General features: G+C 57.5%; 22 protein-coding genes. 7 read left to right on the top strand and 15 right to left on the bottom strand.

Annotated features, from left to right (window positions below):
* Positions 1-40: 40 nt before the first annotated feature.
* Both ACTTKG_RS02675 and ACTTKG_RS02680 read left to right on the top strand, forming a co-directional pair.
* Complete coding sequence (locus ACTTKG_RS02675) at positions 41-298, top strand: type II toxin-antitoxin system HicA family toxin (RefSeq protein ID WP_009645604.1); 258 nt, start codon at positions 41-43, stop codon at positions 296-298.
* 12 nt (positions 299-310) lie between these two features.
* The gene (locus ACTTKG_RS02680) at positions 311-652 is read left to right on the top strand and encodes a type II toxin-antitoxin system HicB family antitoxin (protein ID WP_442672717.1); all 342 of its coding nucleotides are present in this window, start codon (positions 311-313) and stop codon (positions 650-652) included.
* 123 nt (positions 653-775) lie between these two features.
* On the opposite strand, the gene sdhB is transcribed toward ACTTKG_RS02680, so the two are convergent.
* The 15 genes from sdhB to ispE all read right to left on the bottom strand — a co-directional run bounded on the left by sdhB (position 776) and on the right by ispE (position 13,535).
* Positions 776-1,528: a succinate dehydrogenase iron-sulfur subunit gene (gene sdhB, locus ACTTKG_RS02685; RefSeq protein ID WP_006191401.1), complete on the bottom strand. Its 753-nt coding sequence runs from the start codon at positions 1,526-1,528 to the stop codon at positions 776-778.
* 16 nt (positions 1,529-1,544) lie between these two features.
* The gene (gene sdhA / locus ACTTKG_RS02690; protein ID WP_442672718.1) at positions 1,545-3,347 is read right to left on the bottom strand and encodes a succinate dehydrogenase flavoprotein subunit; all 1,803 of its coding nucleotides are present in this window, start codon (positions 3,345-3,347) and stop codon (positions 1,545-1,547) included.
* Between the two features lie 38 nt (positions 3,348-3,385).
* On the bottom strand, positions 3,386-4,018 hold the full coding sequence (locus ACTTKG_RS02695; RefSeq protein ID WP_442672719.1) for a succinate dehydrogenase: 633 nt from the start codon (positions 4,016-4,018) through the stop codon (positions 3,386-3,388).
* Positions 4,019-4,258: 240 nt separating this feature from the next.
* A complete protein-coding gene (locus tag ACTTKG_RS02700; protein ID WP_442672720.1) occupies positions 4,259-4,816 on the bottom strand; it encodes a Fe-S-containing hydro-lyase in 558 nt (185 codons plus the stop codon).
* A gap of 26 nt (positions 4,817-4,842) precedes the next feature.
* A complete protein-coding gene (locus ACTTKG_RS02705) occupies positions 4,843-5,685 on the bottom strand; it encodes a fumarate hydratase (RefSeq protein ID WP_442672721.1) in 843 nt (280 codons plus the stop codon).
* Between the two features lie 216 nt (positions 5,686-5,901).
* Positions 5,902-6,387, bottom strand: a complete 486-nt coding sequence (locus ACTTKG_RS02710; protein ID WP_442672722.1) for a metallophosphoesterase — start codon at positions 6,385-6,387, stop codon at positions 5,902-5,904.
* Complete coding sequence (gene rdgB, locus ACTTKG_RS02715; RefSeq protein WP_442672723.1) at positions 6,384-6,974, bottom strand: RdgB/HAM1 family non-canonical purine NTP pyrophosphatase; 591 nt, start codon at positions 6,972-6,974, stop codon at positions 6,384-6,386. Before rdgB ends, ACTTKG_RS02710 begins: the two co-directional genes overlap by 4 nt.
* Positions 6,971-7,717 (bottom strand): ribonuclease PH, encoded by a 747-nt coding sequence (gene rph / locus ACTTKG_RS02720; RefSeq protein WP_442672724.1) that lies wholly within the window; start codon positions 7,715-7,717, stop codon positions 6,971-6,973. Before rph ends, rdgB begins: the two co-directional genes overlap by 4 nt.
* Positions 7,718-7,777: 60 nt before the next feature.
* On the bottom strand, positions 7,778-8,434 hold the full coding sequence (locus ACTTKG_RS02725; protein WP_442672725.1) for a coenzyme F420-0:L-glutamate ligase: 657 nt from the start codon (positions 8,432-8,434) through the stop codon (positions 7,778-7,780).
* A gap of 13 nt (positions 8,435-8,447) precedes the next feature.
* Positions 8,448-8,990, bottom strand: a complete 543-nt coding sequence (locus ACTTKG_RS02730; protein ID WP_442672726.1) for a hypothetical protein — start codon at positions 8,988-8,990, stop codon at positions 8,448-8,450.
* Positions 8,991-9,031: 41 nt separating this feature from the next.
* Positions 9,032-9,472 carry an acyl-CoA thioesterase gene (locus ACTTKG_RS02735; RefSeq protein WP_442672727.1) on the bottom strand — a complete coding sequence of 147 codons (441 nt, stop codon included), beginning with the start codon at positions 9,470-9,472 and terminating at the stop codon, positions 9,032-9,034.
* 15 nt (positions 9,473-9,487) lie between these two features.
* Positions 9,488-10,429: a ribose-phosphate diphosphokinase gene (locus ACTTKG_RS02740; RefSeq protein ID WP_442672728.1), complete on the bottom strand. Its 942-nt coding sequence runs from the start codon at positions 10,427-10,429 to the stop codon at positions 9,488-9,490.
* Between the two features lie 69 nt (positions 10,430-10,498).
* A complete protein-coding gene (glmU, locus tag ACTTKG_RS02745) occupies positions 10,499-11,869 on the bottom strand; it encodes a bifunctional UDP-N-acetylglucosamine diphosphorylase/glucosamine-1-phosphate N-acetyltransferase GlmU (protein ID WP_442672729.1) in 1,371 nt (456 codons plus the stop codon).
* Positions 11,870-11,947: 78 nt separating this feature from the next.
* Positions 11,948-12,643 carry a GntR family transcriptional regulator gene (locus tag ACTTKG_RS02750; protein WP_442672730.1) on the bottom strand — a complete coding sequence of 232 codons (696 nt, stop codon included), beginning with the start codon at positions 12,641-12,643 and terminating at the stop codon, positions 11,948-11,950.
* A 28-nt stretch (positions 12,644-12,671) separates the two neighbouring features.
* Complete coding sequence (gene ispE / locus ACTTKG_RS02755) at positions 12,672-13,535, bottom strand: 4-(cytidine 5'-diphospho)-2-C-methyl-D-erythritol kinase (protein WP_442672731.1); 864 nt, start codon at positions 13,533-13,535, stop codon at positions 12,672-12,674.
* Between the two features lie 267 nt (positions 13,536-13,802).
* On the opposite strand from ispE, the gene ACTTKG_RS02760 reads away from it, so the two are divergent.
* The 5 genes from ACTTKG_RS02760 to ACTTKG_RS02780 form a co-directional block, all read left to right on the top strand.
* Positions 13,803-15,764, top strand: a complete 1,962-nt coding sequence (locus tag ACTTKG_RS02760) for an HAD-IC family P-type ATPase (protein ID WP_442672732.1) — start codon at positions 13,803-13,805, stop codon at positions 15,762-15,764.
* Positions 15,765-15,943: 179 nt separating this feature from the next.
* On the top strand, positions 15,944-17,308 hold the full coding sequence (locus ACTTKG_RS02765; RefSeq protein WP_442672733.1) for a cytochrome ubiquinol oxidase subunit I: 1,365 nt from the start codon (positions 15,944-15,946) through the stop codon (positions 17,306-17,308).
* Positions 17,308-18,324 carry a cytochrome d ubiquinol oxidase subunit II gene (cydB, locus tag ACTTKG_RS02770; RefSeq protein ID WP_442672734.1) on the top strand — a complete coding sequence of 339 codons (1,017 nt, stop codon included), beginning with the start codon at positions 17,308-17,310 and terminating at the stop codon, positions 18,322-18,324. Before ACTTKG_RS02765 ends, cydB begins: the two co-directional genes overlap by 1 nt.
* Before the next feature lie 7 nt (positions 18,325-18,331).
* A complete protein-coding gene (gene cydD / locus ACTTKG_RS02775; RefSeq protein ID WP_442672735.1) occupies positions 18,332-19,978 on the top strand; it encodes a thiol reductant ABC exporter subunit CydD in 1,647 nt (548 codons plus the stop codon).
* Positions 19,971-21,556, top strand: a 1,586-nt coding sequence (locus ACTTKG_RS02780) for an amino acid ABC transporter ATP-binding/permease protein (RefSeq protein ID WP_442672736.1), incomplete at its 3' end; no start/stop codon positions are given. The genes cydD and ACTTKG_RS02780, both read left to right, overlap by 8 nt.

Raw genomic sequence — 21,556 nt, forward strand, 5'->3', positions numbered from 1 at the left:
ACAGCACTCCCTTCTGCTATAATCTCCTTGAGGTGAAACCATGCCTACAAAAGATATACTGCTTGAAAAGATCTGCAGGAAACCCGCACCCGCGAATTTCACGGTGCGTGAGCTCGACGCCTTGATGAAGAAATGCGGCTGTGAAAAATTCCAAGGCGGAAGAGGCTCCGGCATCGGTTATTTTCATACGGCAAGCAAGCGCATCCTGCAGTTTGACGGCCCGCATCCCAGAAAGGAACTTTATCGGTATCAAATCAAGAAAGTCCTTGCATTCTTGAAAGACATCGAGGAAATTTAAGGAGGATTCATCATGAATCTGTTGGAGTACAAAGGCTACCATGCGAAAATCTCGTTCGATGCACAAGACGCGCTCTTCATAGGCGAAGTGTTCGGCATCAACGACTCACTGAACTTTCATGGCGCGAGCGTCGCTGAACTGAAAGATGCTTTCCATCATTGCATTGACAATTATTTGGATATCTGCAAAAAAATCCAAAAGAATCCCGATAAGGAATTCAAAGGCAATTTCAACATCCGCATCCCGAGCGATCTTCATCGAAAGCTGGCGCTGGAAGCGACGAGGCACGATGTGTCTTTGAACCAATTCATCAAGGATGTCTTGACGCAGGCAACGACAGTGCCGCAGGCATGAGCTGTTTCTCTCTAGGGAAAAACCATGATGCTTCCATAAGACAAGAGCGCACTCCCCTGAAATCGGGAAGTGCGCTCCTTTTATCTTGGGACGATGGCGAAAATTTCGCCGTCGTTCTCCTCTTTAGTTGTTGAAGATATTCCGCAACGCCTGCTTGTTGACGTCGCGGTTGAGCTGCGCGAGGTGCTTCGTGAGCTTGATCTCCTTCGGGCAAGCCTTCTCACAGTTCTGGCTGTTGCCGCAGCTCGTGATGCCGCCCTTGCCCATGAGGGCTTCGAGGCGCTTCGGCTCGTCGAACTTGCCCATCGGATGAAGGTTGAAGAGCAGCGTCTGCACGGTCGGCGAAGGACCGATGAAGTCGGACTGCGGGCCGACGTTCGGGCATGCCTCAAGGCAGCAGCCGCACGTCATGCAGTGCGAGATCTCATACGTCGTCTCCGCCGTGTAAGGGTTCTGCAGCGGGGCGTCGGGGTTGTCCCACGAACCGTCGATCTCGATCCAGCCATGAATGCGCTTGAGGCTCTCGAACATGACGGAACGATCGATGAGGAGGTCGCGGATGACGGGGAACGTGCGCGCCGGCGCGAGCGTGATCGGCTGCTCAAGTTCGTCGATGAGCGAGCAGCAGGCCTGACGCGCCTTGCCGTTGATGACCATCATGCAGGCGCCGCAGACCTTCTCCAGGCAGTTGCACTCCCAGTTGACGGGAGCGACCGTCTTGCCGTCGACCGTCACAGGGTTCTTCTGGATCTCCATCAGAGCCGCGACGACGTTGAGGCCGGGACGATAGTCGACATCGAATTCCTGCTTGTAGGGGCTGGCGTCAGGGCCATCCTGACGCTCTATGATGAATCTTACTTTCTTCTGTTCTGCCATTTGCTATCTCCTCCTCTTACTCTTTCTTCGCTACGGCGTAGTTACGCGCACGCGGCTTGATGAGCGAATGATCGAACTCGTCGTAGCTGACGATCGGCTCTTCCGTCTTCGGGTCGTAGTCGACGATGGAGATGCGCATGAAGTTCTTGTCGTCACGCGGCATGAAGACGAGCTCGTCGCCGTCCATCATGCGCTTGCCGTTCGCGTCGAGGGCGATCTTGGCATGAGCGCCGCGGCTCTCGTCGCGGCAGCGAGCCGCCTTCGTGATGCACATCGCGTAGAGGATCATATTGCGCAGCTGGCGCACGAACATGGCTTCCTGGTTCGCCCAATGCCCGCGATCTGTCAAGCCGATGTTGTCCCAGCGCTTGAGGATTTCCTTGAGTTCTACGAGGCACTGGTCGAGACCGTTGTTGTCGCGCTCGATGGAAACATACTTGTACATGAGATCGCCAAGCTCGTGGTGGAGTTTGTGCGCGTTCTCAGGTCCGTCCATCTTGAGGATGCCTTCGAACTGGTCGACGACTTCCTGACGCGCCTTGTCAAGCTCTGCCTGCGTGAGGGCGTCGCCAAGCTCGCCAGCCTTCGCCATGCGCATGGCTTCGGGACCGGAGACCGTGCCGGAGTAAGCGGCGGAAAGGAGCGAGTTCGCGCCGAGGCGGTTCGCGCCGTGGTACTGGTAGTCGCACTCGCCCGATGCCATGAGGCCCTTGATGTTCGTGTGATGCAGGCGGTCGACCCAGATGCCGCCCATCGAATAGTGGACGGACGGGAAGATCTCCATCGGCACCTTGCGCGGATCTTTACCGACGAAGTCCATGTAGATTTCGAGAATACCGCCGAGCTTGCGCTCCAAGTAGTGCGGATCGATATGGGAAAGGTCGAGGTAGACGCGGTTCTCGCCGTTGATGCCGAGACCCATGTGTACGCAGACCTTGAAAATAGCGCGCGATGCAACGTCACGCGGCACGAGATTGCCGTATGCCGGATACATGTCCTCAAGGAAGTACCACGGCTTGCCGTCGCGATAGACCCAGACGCGTCCGCCTTCGCCGCGGCACGCCTCGCTCATCAGACGGTTCTTGTCGGAACCCGGAATCGCCGTCGGATGAATCTGGATGAACTCGGGGTTGCCGATGTGCGCGCCCTGCTGGTAGACAGCGGAAACAGCCGAGCCGTTGCAGATCGTCGAAGCCGTGCAGCGGCCGAACACCTGACCGGGGCCGCCCGTCGCGAGGATGACGACATCGGCGGGGAACGACTTGATCTCCATCGAGTTCATGTTCTGCGCGACGATGCCGCGGCAAATGCCGTCCTTATTTTTAATGATGCGGATGAATTCCCAGAACTCATACTTCTTGACGCCGCCCTTGACTTCCCAGCGGCGAACCTGCTCATCGAGCGCATAGAGGAGCTGCTGCCCCGTCGTCGAGCCGGCGAAACAGGTGCGCTTGTTCTTCTGACCGCCGAAATTGCGGAGGTCAAGGTTGCCTTCGGGCGTGCGCGTGAAGGGGACGCCCATGCGGTCGAACATCTTGATGAGTTTCGGCGCCGCCTCGACCATGCCCTTGACAGCGACCTGGTCGGCGAGGAAGTCGCCGCCGTAGACCGTATCATCGAAATGCTCGTATACGCTGTCATGCTCGCCTTTCGAATCCATGCAGGCGTTGATGCCGCCCTGCGCACACAGCGAATGGGAGCGCTTCACGGGGCAGTAGGAAAACAGGTCGACTTCGCCGCCGAGCTCACAGACCTTGATGGCCGCCATGAGACCCGAGAGACCGCCGCCTACAATAATGATTTTTTTCTTTTCAGCCATGTAGGTTCTCTCCTTATCTATACTTCACAAACAATCGATCAATGCATGGGAACGAAGTAGCTCACCATGAACGCAATCGTCACGAGGCTCAGAGCCACGCAGAGCATCATGGAGAAAAGACCCGTCATCTTCTGCGCACGAGGTCCCTTGACGACGCCCCACGTCATGAGGAAGGTCGTAATGCCGTTCGTGAAATGGAAGATCGCCGCGAGCATACCGATGAGGTAGAGAACGAAGACGATTGGGCTGCTCGTGATGTAGCTCTGGATCAGCTCGTAGGTGATCGGCGTGCCGAGGACACCTTTGACATAACAGCGCAGGTAGCCGACGTGCCATACGAGGAACACGAGCAGGAACCATGCCGTCCAGCGCTGGAAAGCGAAGTTCCAGTTGTTGAGGTAGCCGTACTTCGTCGGGTTGTTCTTCGCCTGCATGCAGATGTAGATGCCGTAGATCGCATGGAAGAGGAACGGGATGGCGACGGCGCCGATTTCAAGTCCGAGAAAGATCGGCTTCGGGATCAGCTCCATCATGGCGAGCTTGCCGTTCAGAGCTTCGGCGCCGCCCAGAGCCGAAGCGTTGGTGAGGATATGCTCCATGAGGAATCCTCCGAGTGCCAGCAGACCGACCAGAGAATGCAGGCGGCGGGCGTAAAAAGTTGTGTTAATCATTCTATACCTCCTATAAATTCTTTGCGCCCCGCCTCAAACGGGGGCATATAATGAAAGCGCCGAGGTGCGGCACTTCCTACAGGAATCACCGATAAATTCAGCCTCGTCATCTTGGCGCGTCTTTTCCGCCCTCTCCGCGTCGGCAAATCCTCCACAGAGCACCGCTCTGCGTCCGGTTTGCCTGCTTGATAAGACGAAAAATCCGCACCAATCTGACGGGCTTCATTTTATCAGCGCTTCCTATAACTTACGATACGGCGCCTGGCCGATCTCGTAGAAGTTATTTCCCTCGCAGTCGATGCCGACGATCGCCGGGAAATCGACGACGGTCAGACGCGCCACAGCCTCCGGACCGAGTTCCGGATAGGCGAGCACTTCGTACTTCTTGACCGACTTGGCAATCAGAGCCGCCGCACCGCCGACAGCAACGAAGTACGTCACGCCGTTCTTCTTCATCGACTCGATGACCTTCGGATCGCGCGATCCCTTGCCAATCATGCCCGTGATGCCCTGCTCAAGCATCGTCGGCGTGTAGGCGTCCATGCGGCCGGAAGTCGTCGGCCCGCACGAGCCGATCGGATCGCCCGGCTTTGCCGGTGTAGGTCCAAGGTAGTAGACGATCTCATTTTTCCAGTCCACAGGGAGCTTTTCGCCGCGCGCCAGAGCCTCGCACATGACCTTGTGCGCTGCATCGCGCGCGCTGATGATCGTGCCCGTGATGAGCACGCTGTCGCCCGCCTTGAGTTTCTTGGACTGCTCCACGGTGAACGGTGTTTCAATACGAATCTTTTCAGCCATTTTTCTTATCCTCCCATCCCGAGCAATTAAAGGACGCGATCCTTGTGGCGCATCGCATGACAGCAGATCGTGACGGCGACGGGCAGTCCCGCAATGTGCGTCGGACCCCATTCGACGTTGACGGCGAGAGCCGATACGGAGCCGCCGAGCTGAGGACCGATGCCCGTCTTGTTGATCATTTCAAGCAGTTCGCCTTCGAGCTTCGCGTACTCGGGCATAGGATTGCGCTCGTTGATGGAGCGAACAAGAGCTTTCTTCGAATAGTAGGCGGCGCGGTCCATCGTGCCGCCGATGCCGACGCCGACGACCATCGGCGGACAGGGGTTGCAGCTTGCGTGCAGGATGATGTCGAGCACGGCTTTCTTGACGCCTTCGACGCCGTCCGCAGGAACGAGCATCTTAACGCCCGACTTGTTCTCACTGCCGAAGCCCTTGGGTCCGACCGTGATCTTGAGCTTGTCGCCCGGCACGATGCTCGTATAGATGACGGCAGGCGTGTTGTTCTGCGTATTCTTGCGGTTGAAAAGCGGCTCGGCGACGACGGACTTCCGGAGATACCCTTCCGTGTAACCCTTGGCGACACCGGCATTGACCGCCTCTTCGAGATCGCCGCCTGCGATGTGCAGATCCTGACCGATCTCAAGAAATACGATCGTCATGCCGGTGTCCTGACAGATGGGGCGATCCTCGGCTTTAGCGATCTCCGCATTGCGAATGATCTGGTCGAGCACGTCGCGTCCGACCGGCGACTCCTCTGCATCGCGCCCGCGTTTCAAAGCCTCATAGACATCGTCCGGCAGATAGTAGGCAGCTTCTTTGCACATCTCGGCAACGGCTTCCGTAATCTGTTTCGCTTCGATTGTACGCAAGATAAACCCTCCCATAAGAAATTATAATACTCACATAGCTCCATCATATCATATTTTCATCGCACATTCAACACCGAAACCCTTGAGTTTCTTGAGTTTCTGCGGGAAAAAGATGAATCCTGTTCGCTTTTTTTGCACACCGAAAACAGGAGAAAAAGCGACCGTATTTCTCCCCCGATGTTCCTGCCGTTCGCTTGACGGCAAGCCTTCCTGTCGTCAAGCTCTTCCCATGCGGATAAGTTCAACCTGCGGCGGCTTCCCCGCCTCAAGCTCGACAAGCATGAAGGACGGCCGCGCCTCATCACGCGGACGCGCCACACTGCCGGGATTGAGAACGTAAACCTCGCCTGAGACGTCCTGCGCCACATGTGTATGACCGTAAACGGCAATATCTGCGCCGCCTGCCTTTGCCGCTTCGACGAGCATCTCCAAGGTGGAGCGCACGCCGTAGATATGACCGTGTGTGAGAAAGATCCGATGTCCTGCCGCCTCGACAATGATCTCGTCGGGCGTTTTGCCATCCGGCCAATCCGTATTGCCCGCGACATTTTCCACACGAGCCGCCGAAACGAGTGCGAGGTACGCCGCATCGGGCGCACAGTCGCCCGCATGGAGCCATAGATCAACCTTGCCCGCACGCTCTACGGCACGGTCGATGGCACGCCGATCGCCGTGGCTGTCGCTCATGACGCCGATCTTCATACCAGCTTCTCCTTGAGCTGCGCTGCCATGAGGCGAAGCGCCGCACCGCGATGACTGACCGCCTGCTTCTCGGAAACCGTCAGCTCCGCCAATGACTTGCCGCTCGCAAGGTAGAAATACGGATCGTAGCCGAAGCCGCCCGTACCGCGAGGGCTTTGCCGCACGCGCCCGACGCATGTTCCCTCCGATATAAGCTCCGTGCCGTCCGCATCATAGAGGACGAGCGCACAGCGAAAAGCAGCGGCGGATTCGACAGCGCCCTTCTTTTGAAGTTCCGACACGAGCTTTTCGTTGTTCGCCGCATCATCATGCCGCCCCGAGTAACGCGCCGAGTGAACGCCCGGGGCGCCTCCCAAAACTTCGACCTCAAGCCCCGAGTCGTCAGCGAGGCACGCACACCCCGTCTCTTGTGCATAAAAACGTGCCTTGATTCGCGCATTCCCCTCGAAGGTCGAAGCGTCCTCAACTGCATCGGGAAGCTCTCCGAAATCCTTGAGCGTCAAAAGCTCCACAGGAAGCTTTTGAAAAGCCGCAAGGATTTCCCTCACCTTACCCTCGTTCTTCGTAGCGACTACAATTTTCTTCATCCGATTCGCCCCACTTTCCAGACAAGCTCGCCGCCGAGCGCGTCTTTCTCCCTTGCAATCAATTCGTCAATGCCCTTTTCCGCCAGCGCGAGGAGATCCGCCAACTCCTTGCGTGAGAAGGAACGTCCCTCGCCCGTGCCCTGCACCTCGACAAAATCATAGGCTCCCGTCATCACGACGTTCATATCGACGAGCGCCGCGCTGTCTTCCTCGTAGCAAAGATCGAGAATCGGCGCACCGTCCTTCGCGATGCCAACGCTGACCGCCGCAAGGAAATCCTTGACGGGAAACGTCTTACCCTTCTCATAAAAACTCGCGCACGCTTCGACGAGCGCGACGAAAGCGCCCGTGATCGCTGCCGTGCGCGTACCGCCGTCCGCCTCAATGACATCGCAGTCCAAGGCGATCGTGCGCTCACCGAGCGCAGCGAGATCGACGACGGAGCGCAGCGAACGCCCGATGAGACGCTGAATTTCCTGCGTGCGCCCCGACTGGCGGCCTTGACACGCCTCGCGCGGCGTGCGCGTCGAAGTCGCGCTCGGCAAGAGCGCATACTCCGCCTTGATCCAGCCCGTACCCGTACCGCGCAAAAAGTGCGGCACGCGATCCTCGACGGACGCCGCGCATATCACGCGCGTGCGTCCCATCTCGATGAGCACCGAACCTGCCGGTCCCTTCTGGAAACCGCGCGTAATCTTCAAGGGGCGCAGCGCGTCAGCGGCACGTCCGCGTATTCTCTGCATGACGCATAATTCTCTCCTTCCTTATTCGTAAAAAGGCAGGGCGTCAAGCCCTGCCCCATCTCAGCCATCCTGATACTGCCGGAAGTTTTTTATAATACAGATCGGCGTTTTTTGCGACGCATTGCCGAATGGATTGTCGATGAGAAGCTTCGCGACCAGTTCCCCTCTCGTGCCGTCCGTCACACCGACGATGCGCGAACGCTTGAGGTCGTTGACGTCGGCGATGACGGCGCCGAAGCAGCCAAGCCTCTCTTTGAGACGCGCGACGACGTCCTCAGGGTCGCGCGGTCCGTAGACAATATGCTTGTCAAAAGGCGGCATCGTACCCGTCACATCGTCGATAAGCGCCGTCTGCTCGCCGCCCCACTTGTAAAAAAGCCCGCTCTTTCCCACAAGCTTGCCCAAGGATCCCGCGAAGAGCGCGGCGACGACGCGCCACTTTCCCTCGACGTTCATCAAGGACTGCATACCATGCGGACTGGCAAGACTGCCGACATCCGGGATGAAACGGCAGCAGAACTGCGCGGCACGTGAGATCTTCAGATCCTCCGGACGCACGATGCGCCCCTGCGTGATGGCGACGACGCTCTCCGCCACGGAAATCACGTCATCCTTGCCGATCTTGCCGCGCGTATACTTCTCCGCGCAGTCGACGATGTCGTCCCTGTCCGTCAAAATGCGCGTGGGAACGGGCAAGATTTCCACTTTTTCCTTCATCTTTCGCCCCTCCTCAATCGTCTGCCAAAGTCACGCGGACAAGCGCTGCGACTTCCTGCGCCCGCACGGGAATCGTCGCCTTCGAATATCTCCAAGGAGTCCTGCCCGTTTCTTGGTAAATAAGCTCCGCTGAAAAATCAACCATGTGCGAAACCGCCTCTTTAAGGCTCATGCCTTTTCGTGCGGTAAGCGTCAAATACGCCTTGACGAAGATGCTCTCGCCCGCCTCAATGAGCACCGCCTCGAAGTAATCGTCCTCACGCGGCGCACCCTCTCTCTCGGCTCTGCCGCGCACCTCGATGCCGTCGTATTGCTCATACGGAAGAAGCGGACGCACAAAAGCGTCCATGATTGTGCCAATCTGCTTGCCGACATTGGCGAACTCAAGTTTCGTGACGAGCGTCACACTCACGTCATCCTGCGCCGTGACCGCAAAGGGCGTGCGCTCCGTGAGCTTCACGACAATCTCCTCCGTACCCTCGCGGGCAAAGAAGAGCTTCACCGCGATGATGAAAAAAAGTACCGCGGCAAGAACAATACCTACTGCAATATACAAATCCCAAAACCTCCCAAAGCCCTCTTTGAGGAAACGCTTCCTCAAAGAGTTTTCGCGTCCTTCGGCGCATCTTCCCCTGCCAACGCAAGCTGGAGTTTTTCGTAGAATTTCGCAGGCAATTTCGCGATATTCCCCGTTTCCCTGCTCGTAAAAACATTCTGCGTGTGTCCGCGAACGAGCAAGCGATCATCCGTCGCCCGCCGCACCTCGTAATCGAACGCCATCTTGACTTTCGTCAACGCCGTCGGACGTGTAACGACGACGAGTTCATCGTCAAAATGCGCGGATGCTACGAATTTCGCGCTGACGTCGGTCAGCGGAAAAACGTAGCCGGCGTCCATCAAATCGCCCAGGGTGATGCCGAGCGTACGCAGGAACTCAACCCTGCCGATCTCAAACCAGCGGATATAATTCGCATGATGCACGACGCCCATAGCATCGGTATCGTAAAAATTCACGCGATGATATGCCTTTACTTCCATGACGCCCTCTCCATCTCAGCGAAACAGGTGGCTGACCGAGCGATGCTCCTGTATGCTGATGAGCACGTCGCCGATGGCGTCTGCCAGCGTGAGCACGACGATCTTATCCGACGTCTTATCGCCCAGGGGAATCGTATCCGTGACGATCAGCTGTTTAAGCGCCGAAGCATTGATGCGTTCGATGGCAGGATCCGTCAGAATCGCATGGGAGCAGGCGGCATAGACTTCCTTCGCGCCAAGGTTTTCGAGAGCTTTGGCGCCCTCGCACAGAGAGCCTGCCGTATCGACAATGTCGTCAATGAGTATTGCGGTCTTACCCTTGACATCGCCGATGAGGTTCATGACCTCCGCCACACCGGGCTGCGGGCGGCGCTTCTCGATGATTGCGATGGGCGCGTGCAGGCGATCAGCGAGCTTGCGTGTGCGCGTGACCCCGCCGAGATCCGGGGATACGACAACGATGTTTTCGAGTGCGCGCTCCTGAAAATACGACGCAAGGACAGGCGCTGCGCCGAGATGATCGACAGGGATATCAAAGAAGCCCTGAATCTGCCCGGCATGAAGATCGACCGTCACGACGCGAGATACGCCTGCCGTCTCCATGAGATTCGCGACGAGCTTCGCCGAGATCGGCTCGCGTCCGCGCGTCTTGCGGTCTTGACGCGCATAGGCATAGTACGGCACAACGGCGGTGATGCTGTGTGCGGAAGCTCTTTTGCAGGCGTCCGTCATGATGAGGAGCTCCATGAGGTTGTCATTGACCGGCTGCGAGGTCGGCTGGATGATGAAAATATCCTTGCCGCGAATGCTTTCGCTGATCATCACCTGCGTTTCCCCGTTGTTGAAATGGCCAACGTATGCATCGCAAAGCGGCACGCCGATATGCGCCGCGATTTTCTTCGCGAGTTCCGGATTGGCATTGCCTGTCATGATACATAGGTTATCAAGGTTTGTCATTTTCTGGTAGCCTCCATTTTTGCAAAAGATGCTTCTTCCTTTAAAAAACAGCCGCAGCGTGCGACGTTCTTACTGTTCTCTGCGCTTGTCCGCCCAGCCCGCAATATTTTTCTGGCGGGCGCGTGCGATGGCAAGATCGCCTGCGGGAACATCCTTCGTGACGGTCGAACCCGCGCCGATGTAGGCATTGTCACCGATATGGACAGGGGCGACAAGGTTCGAATTGCAGCCGACGAAAGCGCCGTCGCCGACCTTCGTGCGGAACTTCTTTCTGCCGTCGTAATTGACGGTGATTGTGCCGCAGCCCATGTTGACGCCCGCACCGATATCCGCGTCGCCGATATAAGAAAGGTGCGGCAGTTTCGTACCCTCGCCGACGGACGAGTTTTTGACTTCGACAAAGTTGCCGATCTTGACGTGCGCGGCGATCTTCGTATCGGGACGGATATGAACGAAGGGACCAAGCGTCGCACCGTCTGCAATTTCACATTCGTGCGCATAGCAAAAATGCGCTGTGACGTTCGCACCAACCCGCACATTTTGAAAACGCGCCTGCGGACCGATCTCACAGCCCTCGCCGACGACCGTCGCGCCCTCAAGCCATGTGCCGGGATAGATGACGGTGTCACGCCCTACGACGACATCGGCGTCGACGTAGGTCGCATCCGGATCAAGAAGGGTCACGCCCGCCGCCATAAGCTCTTCATTCTTGCGGCGGCGCAGAATCTTTTCCGACGATGCAAGCTGGGCGCGCGAATTGACCCCCAGCGTTTCCTCGTAGTCGTCAGCGGCGACAGCGAAGATTTTCTCCCCCTTCTTTCGAAGAATCTCAAGCACATCGGGCAGGTAGTACTCCCCCTGCGCATTGTCGTTTCCAACTTTTTTCAGCGCGGCAAAGAGCGCGGGCGCTTCAAAGCAGTAGATGCCGGAATTGATCTCGCGCACGGCGCGTTCCTCTTCCGTCGCATCCTTGTGCTCGACGATTCTTTCCACCGTGCCGTCCACAGCACGGATGATTCTGCCATATCCTGCTGCATCCGGCATGACGGCAGTCAAAACGGTCGCTTTGGCGCCCGACGCTGCGTGCTCTTTCGCGAGCTTTTTGAGAAGATTTCCCGTCAAAAGCGGCGTATCGCCGCAGAGGACGAGCACCGTACCTTTTTCTTCACGCAAGAGCGGCTCTGCCTGCAAGACGGCATGTCCCGTGCCAAGCTGCTCCGTCTGCCTGACGAATTCCGCCTCGCCCGCAAGCGCTTTTTCCACCGTCTCGCCGCCGAAACCCACGACGACGATATTGCGCCCAGCCCCCGCTTCCTTCGCGGCATCAAGCACATGCGCAAGCATCGCTTTGCCGCCCGCCTTATGCAGCACCTTGGGCAAAGACGACTTCATGCGCGTCCCCTTGCCTGCCGCCAGTATGACCGTTGTCAAATCTGCCATTCGTTCAGCCTCCATTGCTCAAAAAACATGTATACATCATACATTTGTTATTTCCCCAAATTTCCAAATCCAAGCAGATCAATCAACCTCGCGCTTCGCTGCTTCCATACTCAGAAGAAGTGTGCGTTCCGCCCGCTCCATGTGAGCCTCCGCCGCCTGCTTTGCCCCCTGCACGTCGCCTTGCGCAATAGCATCGACGATCTCTCTGTGTTCTTCAAGCGTTTCCTTGAGTCTGCCCGGAAACGACATAGAAGCAGAGCGAAAGCGCGTGAGCTGCTCACGCAAATTCGAGATGATGCCGACGAGACGCGTATTGCGGCTCGCCTGATAGAGGAGGTCGTGAAAGCGCATATCCGTTTCCACGATCTTTTCCATATTTCCCTCCTCGATATGACTGCCGATGGCGACGAGAAGCCGCTGCAAGCTCTCAAGCTCACTCTCCGTGATACGCTCTGCGGCAAGACCGCAGGCGAGCGAGTCGAGCGTCGTGCGTATTTCAAAGACATCGTTGACATCGCGAATCGAAAGGCTCGCGACGTAGGTGCCGCGGCGCGGCATCATCACGACATAGCCCTCAAGTTCGAGCTTTCTTATCGCCTCACGCACAGGCGTACGGCTGACGCCAAGCTCTTCGGCAAGCTGGATCTCCATGAGCCTTTGCCCTGGAGAGAGCGTACCGTCTTTGATCGCATTGCGCAACGCCTCAGCGACCACTTCGCGCAAAGGCTGGTAGCTGTCGAGGCGAATCGGCGCGAGCTTCGTTTTCTGTCCCATCAGTTCCCTCCCGCACGAATTTCGCATTTCAAAGTATATGCGCCCCCTGCGTTTTTGTACAAAAGACTTCAGCGTCCGTTTCTTCGCGCAGCTTTTTTGCCAAACTTTGCGCGCCCTTCTCGTTTTCCATCAGTGCAAAGACCGTCGGTCCCGAGCCGGACATCATGGCGGCGAGAGCGCCGCCCGCCGTCATGATGTCCTTCAAGGCGCGTATCTCGCGATGCTCCTCTATGGTAACACTTTCAAGCACATTGCACAACTCTTGACATACCAAAGAGCGATTTCCTGCAGAGACGGCGGCAAGCATTCCCTCCGTATGCGGATGCCGCACCGCCTTTTGAGCATCGTAGCGTCCATAAGCCCAAGCGGTTGACACATCGATGGGCGGCTTGGCGAGTACGACGAAAAACGGCGGCAAATCTTTGAGCCGACGCAGCACTTCACCGCGCCCCGTCGCAAGCTGCGTGCCGCCCCTGAGGCAAAAAGGGACATCGGAACCGATCTCAGCGGCGAGTGCGGCGAGTTGCGCTTCGTCTAAACCTTGTGCAAAAAGCGTATTCATGCCGATGAGCACAGCCGCTGCATCCGCAGAACCGCCGGCAAGTCCCGCCGCCATCGGAATCTTCTTCTTCAGATGAATCGCTGCGCCGCCCGCAAGCGAAAAACGGCGCAAAAAGAGCGCCGCCGCACGCCACGCGAGATTACTCTCGTCCGCCGCGAGCGCCGCGCCCTCAACCTCTAAGGAAACGCCCGCCGCCGTCTTTTCCAGCCGCACCTCGTCCGCCAAGGCGACGGACTGCATGACCATCTCTACTTCATGATAGCCGTCCGGACGTTTTCCCAAAATATCGAGCGTCAAGTTAATCTTCGCCCGAGCCAAAAGTTTCAGCAAGTGAAATGCACGATCCTTTCCATAAAATATCTTGTGAAAGTGGTTTTGCCTTACCTCGTTTAATATAGTATGCTGTTGCAAGGAATCACTAATAAATGCAGGCATCCGTATTCACACAGATGCGCCGCCTTTAAATTCTATCAATTTTTCTTCTTTCCAGCAAGTCTTAGAGAAAATTTTGGTAGGAATTAACCAACAAAAGGGCGAATCAAGTATAGAAAAGAATCCGTCCACGGAAACTACACCTCGGCGAAAGAAGGAATTCGTATGGAAGAAAACTCGACCGTGCAGGATGAGAACGCCTCTGCCAAGAAGAAACTGCGCGCTTCGTTTCTCATCGTCTTGACCTTGACACTTTTGGCATTCGCTTTCTCCCCCGGACTGCTCGCCGCCGTCACATTCGGCGTTGACCTCGGACCGCTCTCTCCCGACGAAGAGCCGCTCCTTTTCGCAGGCGTAGAGTTCGTGCTCGCTGTCTTTATGCTGATCGCCTGCAAGGACATCATGCGCCGCGGCTTCAAGATGCTCTTCAAGGCGCCGTCTGCCGACTCGCTCGTCGCCATCAGCGCCGTCAGCGCCATCGCGGCAAGTCTGCTCCTCACGGTGCAGATGGCGCTGACAGGCGAGATGCTGTTTCATCAGCTGCTCTTCACGCCGCTCGGCATACTCCTGACCTGCACACTCGGCGGCAAGTACCTTGAGGCGCGGCTCAAGGCGCGGGAGACGGCGCTTGACGATGCGGGCGTCGTGCCGCCGGGCGCTGAAGAGATGATGGCTGAACACGAAGCTGAACGCCAAAAGCGCGAGGAAGAAGAGCGGCGGCGCAAGGAATCCGAGGAACGCTACCGCAAGCTTGAAGCGCTGCGCGCCGAGGAGCGCCGCCTTGCAGAGCAAGAGGCACGGCGCGCGCGCGGCGAAGAGCCGCTCGAAGAAGAGGAAAAACTTCTCCCAACGAACGAGCAGAGCTCGTCTGAAGAAGCGCCCGATCTCCCGAAATCAACGCCGCTTTTAGCCATCACGGACAGCGCTGCTCTGCGCTTTTTCGCTTTCGGTCTCCTTCTCGCCATCGCCGACGCCGTTCTCTGGCAAACGATGGGACTTGACGCCATCCACACGGCGATCTTCTTCTTCGCCGTCCTTTTCTTCGCCTGCCCCGCCGCGCTCTTCTTCGCCGCTCCGTTCGCCGTACCCGAAGCGCTCAAAAAATGCCGCGCACAGAAGATTCGCGTAAAAAACGCCGCCGCTTTTGACACGCTCAAGCACGTCAGCGCCATCGCAATCTCGAAAAGCGGCGGCATCACGCAAGGCAGACCCTTCCTCGCCACCATCGTCGGAGAAGGGCTTTCCGACAGCACAATCCTCGGACTTGCTGCAAGCGTAGAAAACGGCAGCGCCCATCCGCTTGCACGCGTCCTCGTCGCTTCCGCCGTCAGCCGCGGCGCACGCCTCATGCGCGTATCAGCATCGAGCAGCATCCCGGGCAAGGGCGTCGAGGCACTGATCAACGGCAGACCCGTGCGGCTCGGCAAACGCGCATGGCTCGAAGAGGAAGGCGTCGACGTCAGCAGCTCCCTCACAGTGCAGGGCGACCAATTCGCTGCGCGCGGCAAGACTGCCGTCTATCTCGCCACAGGCAAGAGTGCTAAAGGCATCCTCGTATTCTCCGATGAACTTCGCGCCGACATGCCGCGAACCATCCGCCTCCTCGAAGCTCTCAACATAGAGACTGTCATGATAACGGGCGACTGCCGAAGTGCGGCAAAGCGCGTGGCAAAAGATGCCGGTCTTACCGTCTATCGCTTTGATCTTTGCCCTGCCGATAAGGCAAAAGAGGTGCAGATGCTGCAGACGCACGGGCATACCGTCGCCCTGCTCGCCGCCAAGAAGCAGGATGCAGAAGCCGCCGAAAGAGCCGACGTCATCCTCGCTATGAACGACGATGAAATCGACCCCGACATCCTCATCACTTCAAACGACGCTTCACACATTCCCCAGCTCATCCAACTCGCGAAGCGCACGATCACGACGGTACGCCTCGCACTCGCGCTCTCGTTTCTCGCCGCCGTCCTCGCCGTCATCTTGCTGCACGCCTCGCTCTTTTTCCTCGGCGATCTGCGCTTTTTACCGCTCCTCGCCGTTCTCTCCATGCTTGGCGGCATCATTGCATCTACGCTCGCGCCAACGTACCTCAGGAGCTTCAAATTTACGCCGCATACGCTTGACTACTGAAGAAATCCACATGAACGCCGCGCAGGGTTCACAGATAAAAATTTCTTTAAGCTTTATGGAAATTTCCTTATCTTAAAATTTAAATTCACCGATATATTTATGCCTTGTTTTTTGGCGTCCTATGTTTTATAATGAACGCACAAAAAATAATTATTTTCTGAAAGGAAGGGGTATTATTTATGAGTACGGCTGTCCTATCTCAATGGCAGTTCGCCATCACCTCAACGTATCATTTTCTCTTCGTCCCTCTGACGCTGGGTTTGACATTCTTCCTTGCACTCTTGGAAACCTGTCATGTCCGCACACAAGACGCGCAGTGGAAGCGCGAAAGCAGGAAACTGCTGCATTTCTTCGGCACGGTTTTCCTCATCAACTTCGCTATGGGCGTCGTCACCGGCATCGTGCAGGAGTTTCATTTCGGCATGAACTGGTCGGAGTACGCACGCTTCATGGGCGACATCTTCGGTGCGCCGCTCGCTTTGGAGGCGCTTTCTGCATTCTTCCTTGAGTCGACGTTCCTCGGCATCTGGATCTTCGGCTGGGACAGGCTCTCGCCGAAACTGCACTGTCTAGCGATGTGGCTCGTCGCTATTGGCAGCAACCTCTCAGCCCTTTGGATCATCGTCGCCAACTCCTTTATGCAGCATCCGACAGGCTACGCCATTGAGGGCAGCCGCGCTGTCATGACGGACTTTGGCGCGCTTCTCTCAAATCACTATGTCATCGGCGAGATCACGCACACATTCTTCGCTGGCATGTCGACGGCGGGCGTCCTGCTCACAGCCATCACCGCCTACAAGATCCTGCAGGGCGGCGTCGCCGCTGATCTCTTCACGAAGGCGATGAAACCCATCTTGACCTATACGCTCATCGGTCTTTTGGGCGTCGCCTTTGCAGGACACATGCACGCGCAGTATCTCAAGGAAGTACAGCCCATGAAGCTTTCTTCCATGGAAGCTCTCTGGGAGACGGAAGATCCCGCGCCGTTTGCCGTCTTTGCCATCATCAACGAGGACAAGATGCAGAACGACTTTGAGATCACCATCCCCGCCATGTTCTCCTTCATGGTCTACAACACGCCTGCCGGTGAGATCAAGGGTATCCGCGATCTGCAGGAAGAAGCGGTGGCGATGTACGGATCCGATAACTATGTACCGAACGTCACGGCGCTCTTCTGGGCGTTTCGCATCATGGTCGGCGCAGGCGGTCTCATGATCCTCATCACGGGCGTCGCGCTTCTTCTCGCGCGGCAGGGCAAGCTCGCCGACAAACGCTGTATGCTCAAAGTGCTGCTCTACAGCCTGCCGCTTCCTTTCATCGCCAACTCCGTCGGCTGGTTCGTCACCGAATCCGGCCGTCAGCCTTGGATCGTCGTCGGACTTCAAAAGACGGTCGACGCCGTCTCTCCGAACCTCACCGCGACGGATATCTGGCTGACGATCATCGGCTTCACGCTCATCTATCTCGTGCTCATCGTCTTTGCACTGGGCGTTGCCGTCCGCTTTATCAAAACCAGCCCTTCGCCGGAAAGGAGTGAAGCATAATGGATTTGAACATCTTATGGTTTGTCCTGATCGTCGTGCTCTTCACAGGATTCTTCTTCCTCGAAGGCTTTGATTACGGCGTCGGTATGCTGCTGCCCTTCATCGGCAAGACGGATGAAGAGCGCCGCATCACGCTGCGTACGATTCTGCCTGTATGGGATGGCAACGAAGTCTGGATGATCACGGCGGGCGGCGCGAGCTTCGCGGCTTTTCCGCATCTTTACGCGACGATGTTCAGCACATTCTACCTCGCGCTCTTCCTTATGCTCGTCGCGCTCATCCTGCGCGGCGTCGCCTTTGAGCTGCGCGGTCACAGGGATTCCGCCGCTTGGCGCAGCGGCTGGGACAAGTGCATCGTCTTCGGCAGCGTCGTGCCCGCTTTCCTCTGGGGCGTCGCCGTTACCGATCTCATCGCCGGGCTTCCGATCGACGCAAACATGACGTATACGAGCGGCTTCTTCGGTCTGCTCTCGCCCTACTCCATCGTCGGCGGCATCGCTTTCGTCTTTGTCTTTGCTTTCCACGGCGCGGCATTTTTGACGATGCGTCTTGCAGACAAGCATCTCATTCTGCGCGTACAGGACGTGGCAAAAAAAGCAGGCGCACTCGCTGTCGTATTCTTTGTCCTCTGCATGGGACTCACATACGTCTACACCGACCTCTATGCGAATCCCTTCGCCGCCAGTGCGCTCATTCTGGCTGCTGTCGTCTTCCTTGCATCCTATGCGAACGTGATAAAGAAGGCATCGACTGCCGGCTTCGTCTGCAGCGGTCTCGCCGTTGCTCTGACAGTCGTTGCGTTCTTCCTCGGGCTGTTCCCGCGCCTCATGGTGTCGAGTCTTTCGCCCGAATTCAGCTTGACGATCTACAATGCCTCGTCAACCCCCTACACGCTGACGATCATGACATTTGCCGCCGGCTGCCTCGTGCCCGTCGTGCTTGCCTATCAGATATGGACGTATTACATCTTCCGCAAGCGTGTGACGGCTTCCGATGCCAACCACCACGGTTATTGAGCGATCCATGAAGAAAAACCTGCTTTTTCACACACTCAAGGAAAAAAAGCATATCGTTCTTGGCCGCGCCTTGCTCGAAGTGCTTTCGGGCATCTTCCTCATTGCCGCGGCATGGGAAACGGCTTCCATCGTCAACGGAGTTTTCCTCAATGGCGCGGGACTGCACGAAACAGCATCAGATTTTCTGATGCTGTTTTTGTGCGTTCTCATCGCCTCACTCCTGCGATTTCCCAAAGGACACCTGGAAAATCGTCTTTCCGCAAGCGCGCGTTTTTTCTGCCGCAAGGCGCTGCACCGTGCGCTTCTCGCAGAAGGGCGCGATACGACGGGCATCCTAACCTTGACGTTAGAGCGCGTCGACGCGCTCACCCCGTGGTTTCGCACCGTCCTTCCGACAGCGATTTCCTTTGCTGTCCTCGTACCATCCATTCTCATCGTCAGCGCCGTACTCGACCCGCTCTCGGCGCTCCTTTTCCTCGCGACGCTTCCCATCGCGCCCTTCCTGCTCATGCTCATCGGCAAGGCGACGCGGCGTGCAAGCGAACGTCAATGGTCAAAGATGGAGGCATTGACGACAGGCTTCGGTGAGATGATCCGTGCAGCGATGACCTTGAAGATTTTTCGCCGCACCGAGGCAGAAGGAACGCATCTCGCAAAGAGCAGCCGCTCCTTTTCCGAAGCCTCTCTCAGCGTCCTGCGGCTCGCTTTCGTTTCATCTTTCGCGCTTGAACTCACCACGACGCTCTCGATCGCACTCATCGCCGTATCCATCGGCCTGCGGCTCATCGAAGGGCAGCTCGATTTTCACACAGCATTCTTCGTGCTGATTCTCGCGCCGCTCTTTTACCAGCCCCTTCGGGAAGGCGGCATCGCCTTTCACGCAGCAATGGATGCACGCACGGCTGCGGAAGCGCTCGATCCGTGGCTAACACCGCGCGATGAAGCTGCAGACGGCAGGCACGAGCGACTGCTCGTACCGCCTCGCCTTCTCGCCGAAAAGCTCACCTACCATTATCCATTGGCACAAGAATCCGTCTTGACTGATCTCGACCTCGACTTCCCCGCAGGAAAGAATACGGCGCTCATCGGCGCAAGCGGCGCAGGCAAGACGACGGTACTGCGTCTGCTCGCAGGCATTCTCACGCCTACGGAAGGAAAGATTCTCCTGAAGGACGGCGCAGGCAACGGTGAAACCTACAACCTCGCGCACCTCTCTGCCGCCTCACGGCGCTCACTCATCACCTATGTGCCGCAGGAAACGCATGTGTTCAACGCAACGCTTGCCGAGAACATCAGCCTGTGGCAAGAGGGAGCAACAGAAGACGCCCTGCGTGCCGCACTTGAACAGGCTGCGCTCGGCGACTTTCTCACCGCACTGCCTATGGGACTTGACACACCGCTCGGCGCAGGCGGGCATCCGCTGTCTGCCGGCGAGCGTCGTCGCTTGGGTCTTGCGCGAGCCTTTTTCCAAGCGCGTCCCCTCGTAATCTTAGACGAAATCACAGCGGGGCTTGACAAAGACACGGAGGCGGCTGTTCTCAGAGCCATCCAGGCGTTCTCGCACCGCCGCACCTTGATTCTCGCCTCGCATCGCCCCGCGCTCATCGCTTGGGCAGACCACGTCATAGATTTGGGAGGAATGCCGAATGACTGAAATCTTACGTCTTATGCGCTTGGCTTCCCCCGCGAAAGGACTTCCCGCGCTCCTCGCCGCTTTTCTCGCCGTGCTTTCCGGCCTCTCGCTCATCGGCGCCGCCGCATGGATCATCGCCAGCGCCGCGCTCGCGCCGCCTCTTTCCGCGCTGACGCTCGGCATCACCTGCGTGCGTGCCTGCGGCGTATCGCGCGCCGTCTTTCGTTACCTCGACCGCCTGCTCTCCCATCGCCTCGCATTCGCCTGCTACGAAAAGCTGCAGCTCGCAACCTACCGTCAATCCGTGGAAAAACTGCCGCTCCGAGAGGGAACCATGCGTGAGGGTGAATTTCTGCATGATCTTCTGACAGGCTGCGAAACACTGCGCGACTTCTACCTGCGCACCGTACCGCCGCCCTTGCTCGCAGGTCTGCTCACACTCCTCACCTCTCTCTCTCTCCTGCCATTGAGCGCTCTCGGCGCAGGTCTTGTCGCAGCGCTTTACCTTCTGCATCTTAGTCTGCCGCATCTCATGCTTAAAGAAGAGCACCTTCGCACCGAGAGCGCCGCCTACCGCAGCACGCTTCTCAATCTCGTCGATGGACGCACAGAACTGCACCTTGCAGGCGCAGTTCCCCATGCCCACAGAACCCTCGACGCTGCCGCCCAAATCTTCCAAAGAAAACAAGATGAAAAGCTTCAAAAGCGCGAATGGCTCTTCACACTGCTTGATACTCTGCGCGTCAGCCTCTGGGTCACGCTCATGCTGCTTCTCCTCCCCTCTGTCCAAACAGGTGCGATCAGCGGCATCGAATATGCTGTATGGGCGCTCGTCCTGGAAACCGCCCTCGCCGAATACCGCGCCCTGCCTGCTGCCGCACTCGGCACAACCGCCGCCATACAGGCGGCAGCAAACATCCTGCCCAAAGGCATACATAGGGCACAATCAAATGACGTACAGGCAAAAGAAGCTGCGTTTCAGCCATGCACCGAAAATGACGCCCCCATCTTAGAAGCGCAGAACATCAGCTTTGGCTATCAAAAAAACCTTCCTGTCCTAAAAGATCTCTCCTTTTGCATAAGACGCGGCGAACATACAGCGATCATCGGTGAGAGCGGCGCCGGCAAGACCACTCTCGCAAGCCTGCTGCTGCGTCTATGGGAAGTTGACAGCGGTACCATTCGCTTCAACGGTACGGCATATACGGCTCTGACCGCAGACGCGGTGCGCTCCCTCTTCGGCGCTGCGCTGCAGGGCAGCTACCTCTTCCGTACATCCGTACGTGCCAACTTCCTGCGTCTGCACGAAGAAATCACGGAAACGGCCATATGGCAGGCGCTCGAAACAGCGCAGCTCGCCGATGTCGTCCAAGCTTTGCCGCAAGGTCTTGACGAACCGCTTGGAGAAAACGCATCACGCCTTTCAGGAGGACAGCGAAGCCGCCTCCTAACCGCTCTGGCGCTTGCCTCCGACGCCCCCCTGCTGCTGCTCGACGAACCGACTGCAGGGCTCGACGCCGCACGCGGTGCAAAACTCCTCACCGCCATACTCGCAGAACTCGACAAAAGGGGCGGCACGCTCATCGTCATCACACACGA

The organism is Selenomonas sp., assembly GCF_052169755.1.
In the GTDB taxonomy this organism is placed as follows: Bacteria; Bacillota; Negativicutes; order Selenomonadales; family Selenomonadaceae; genus Selenomonas.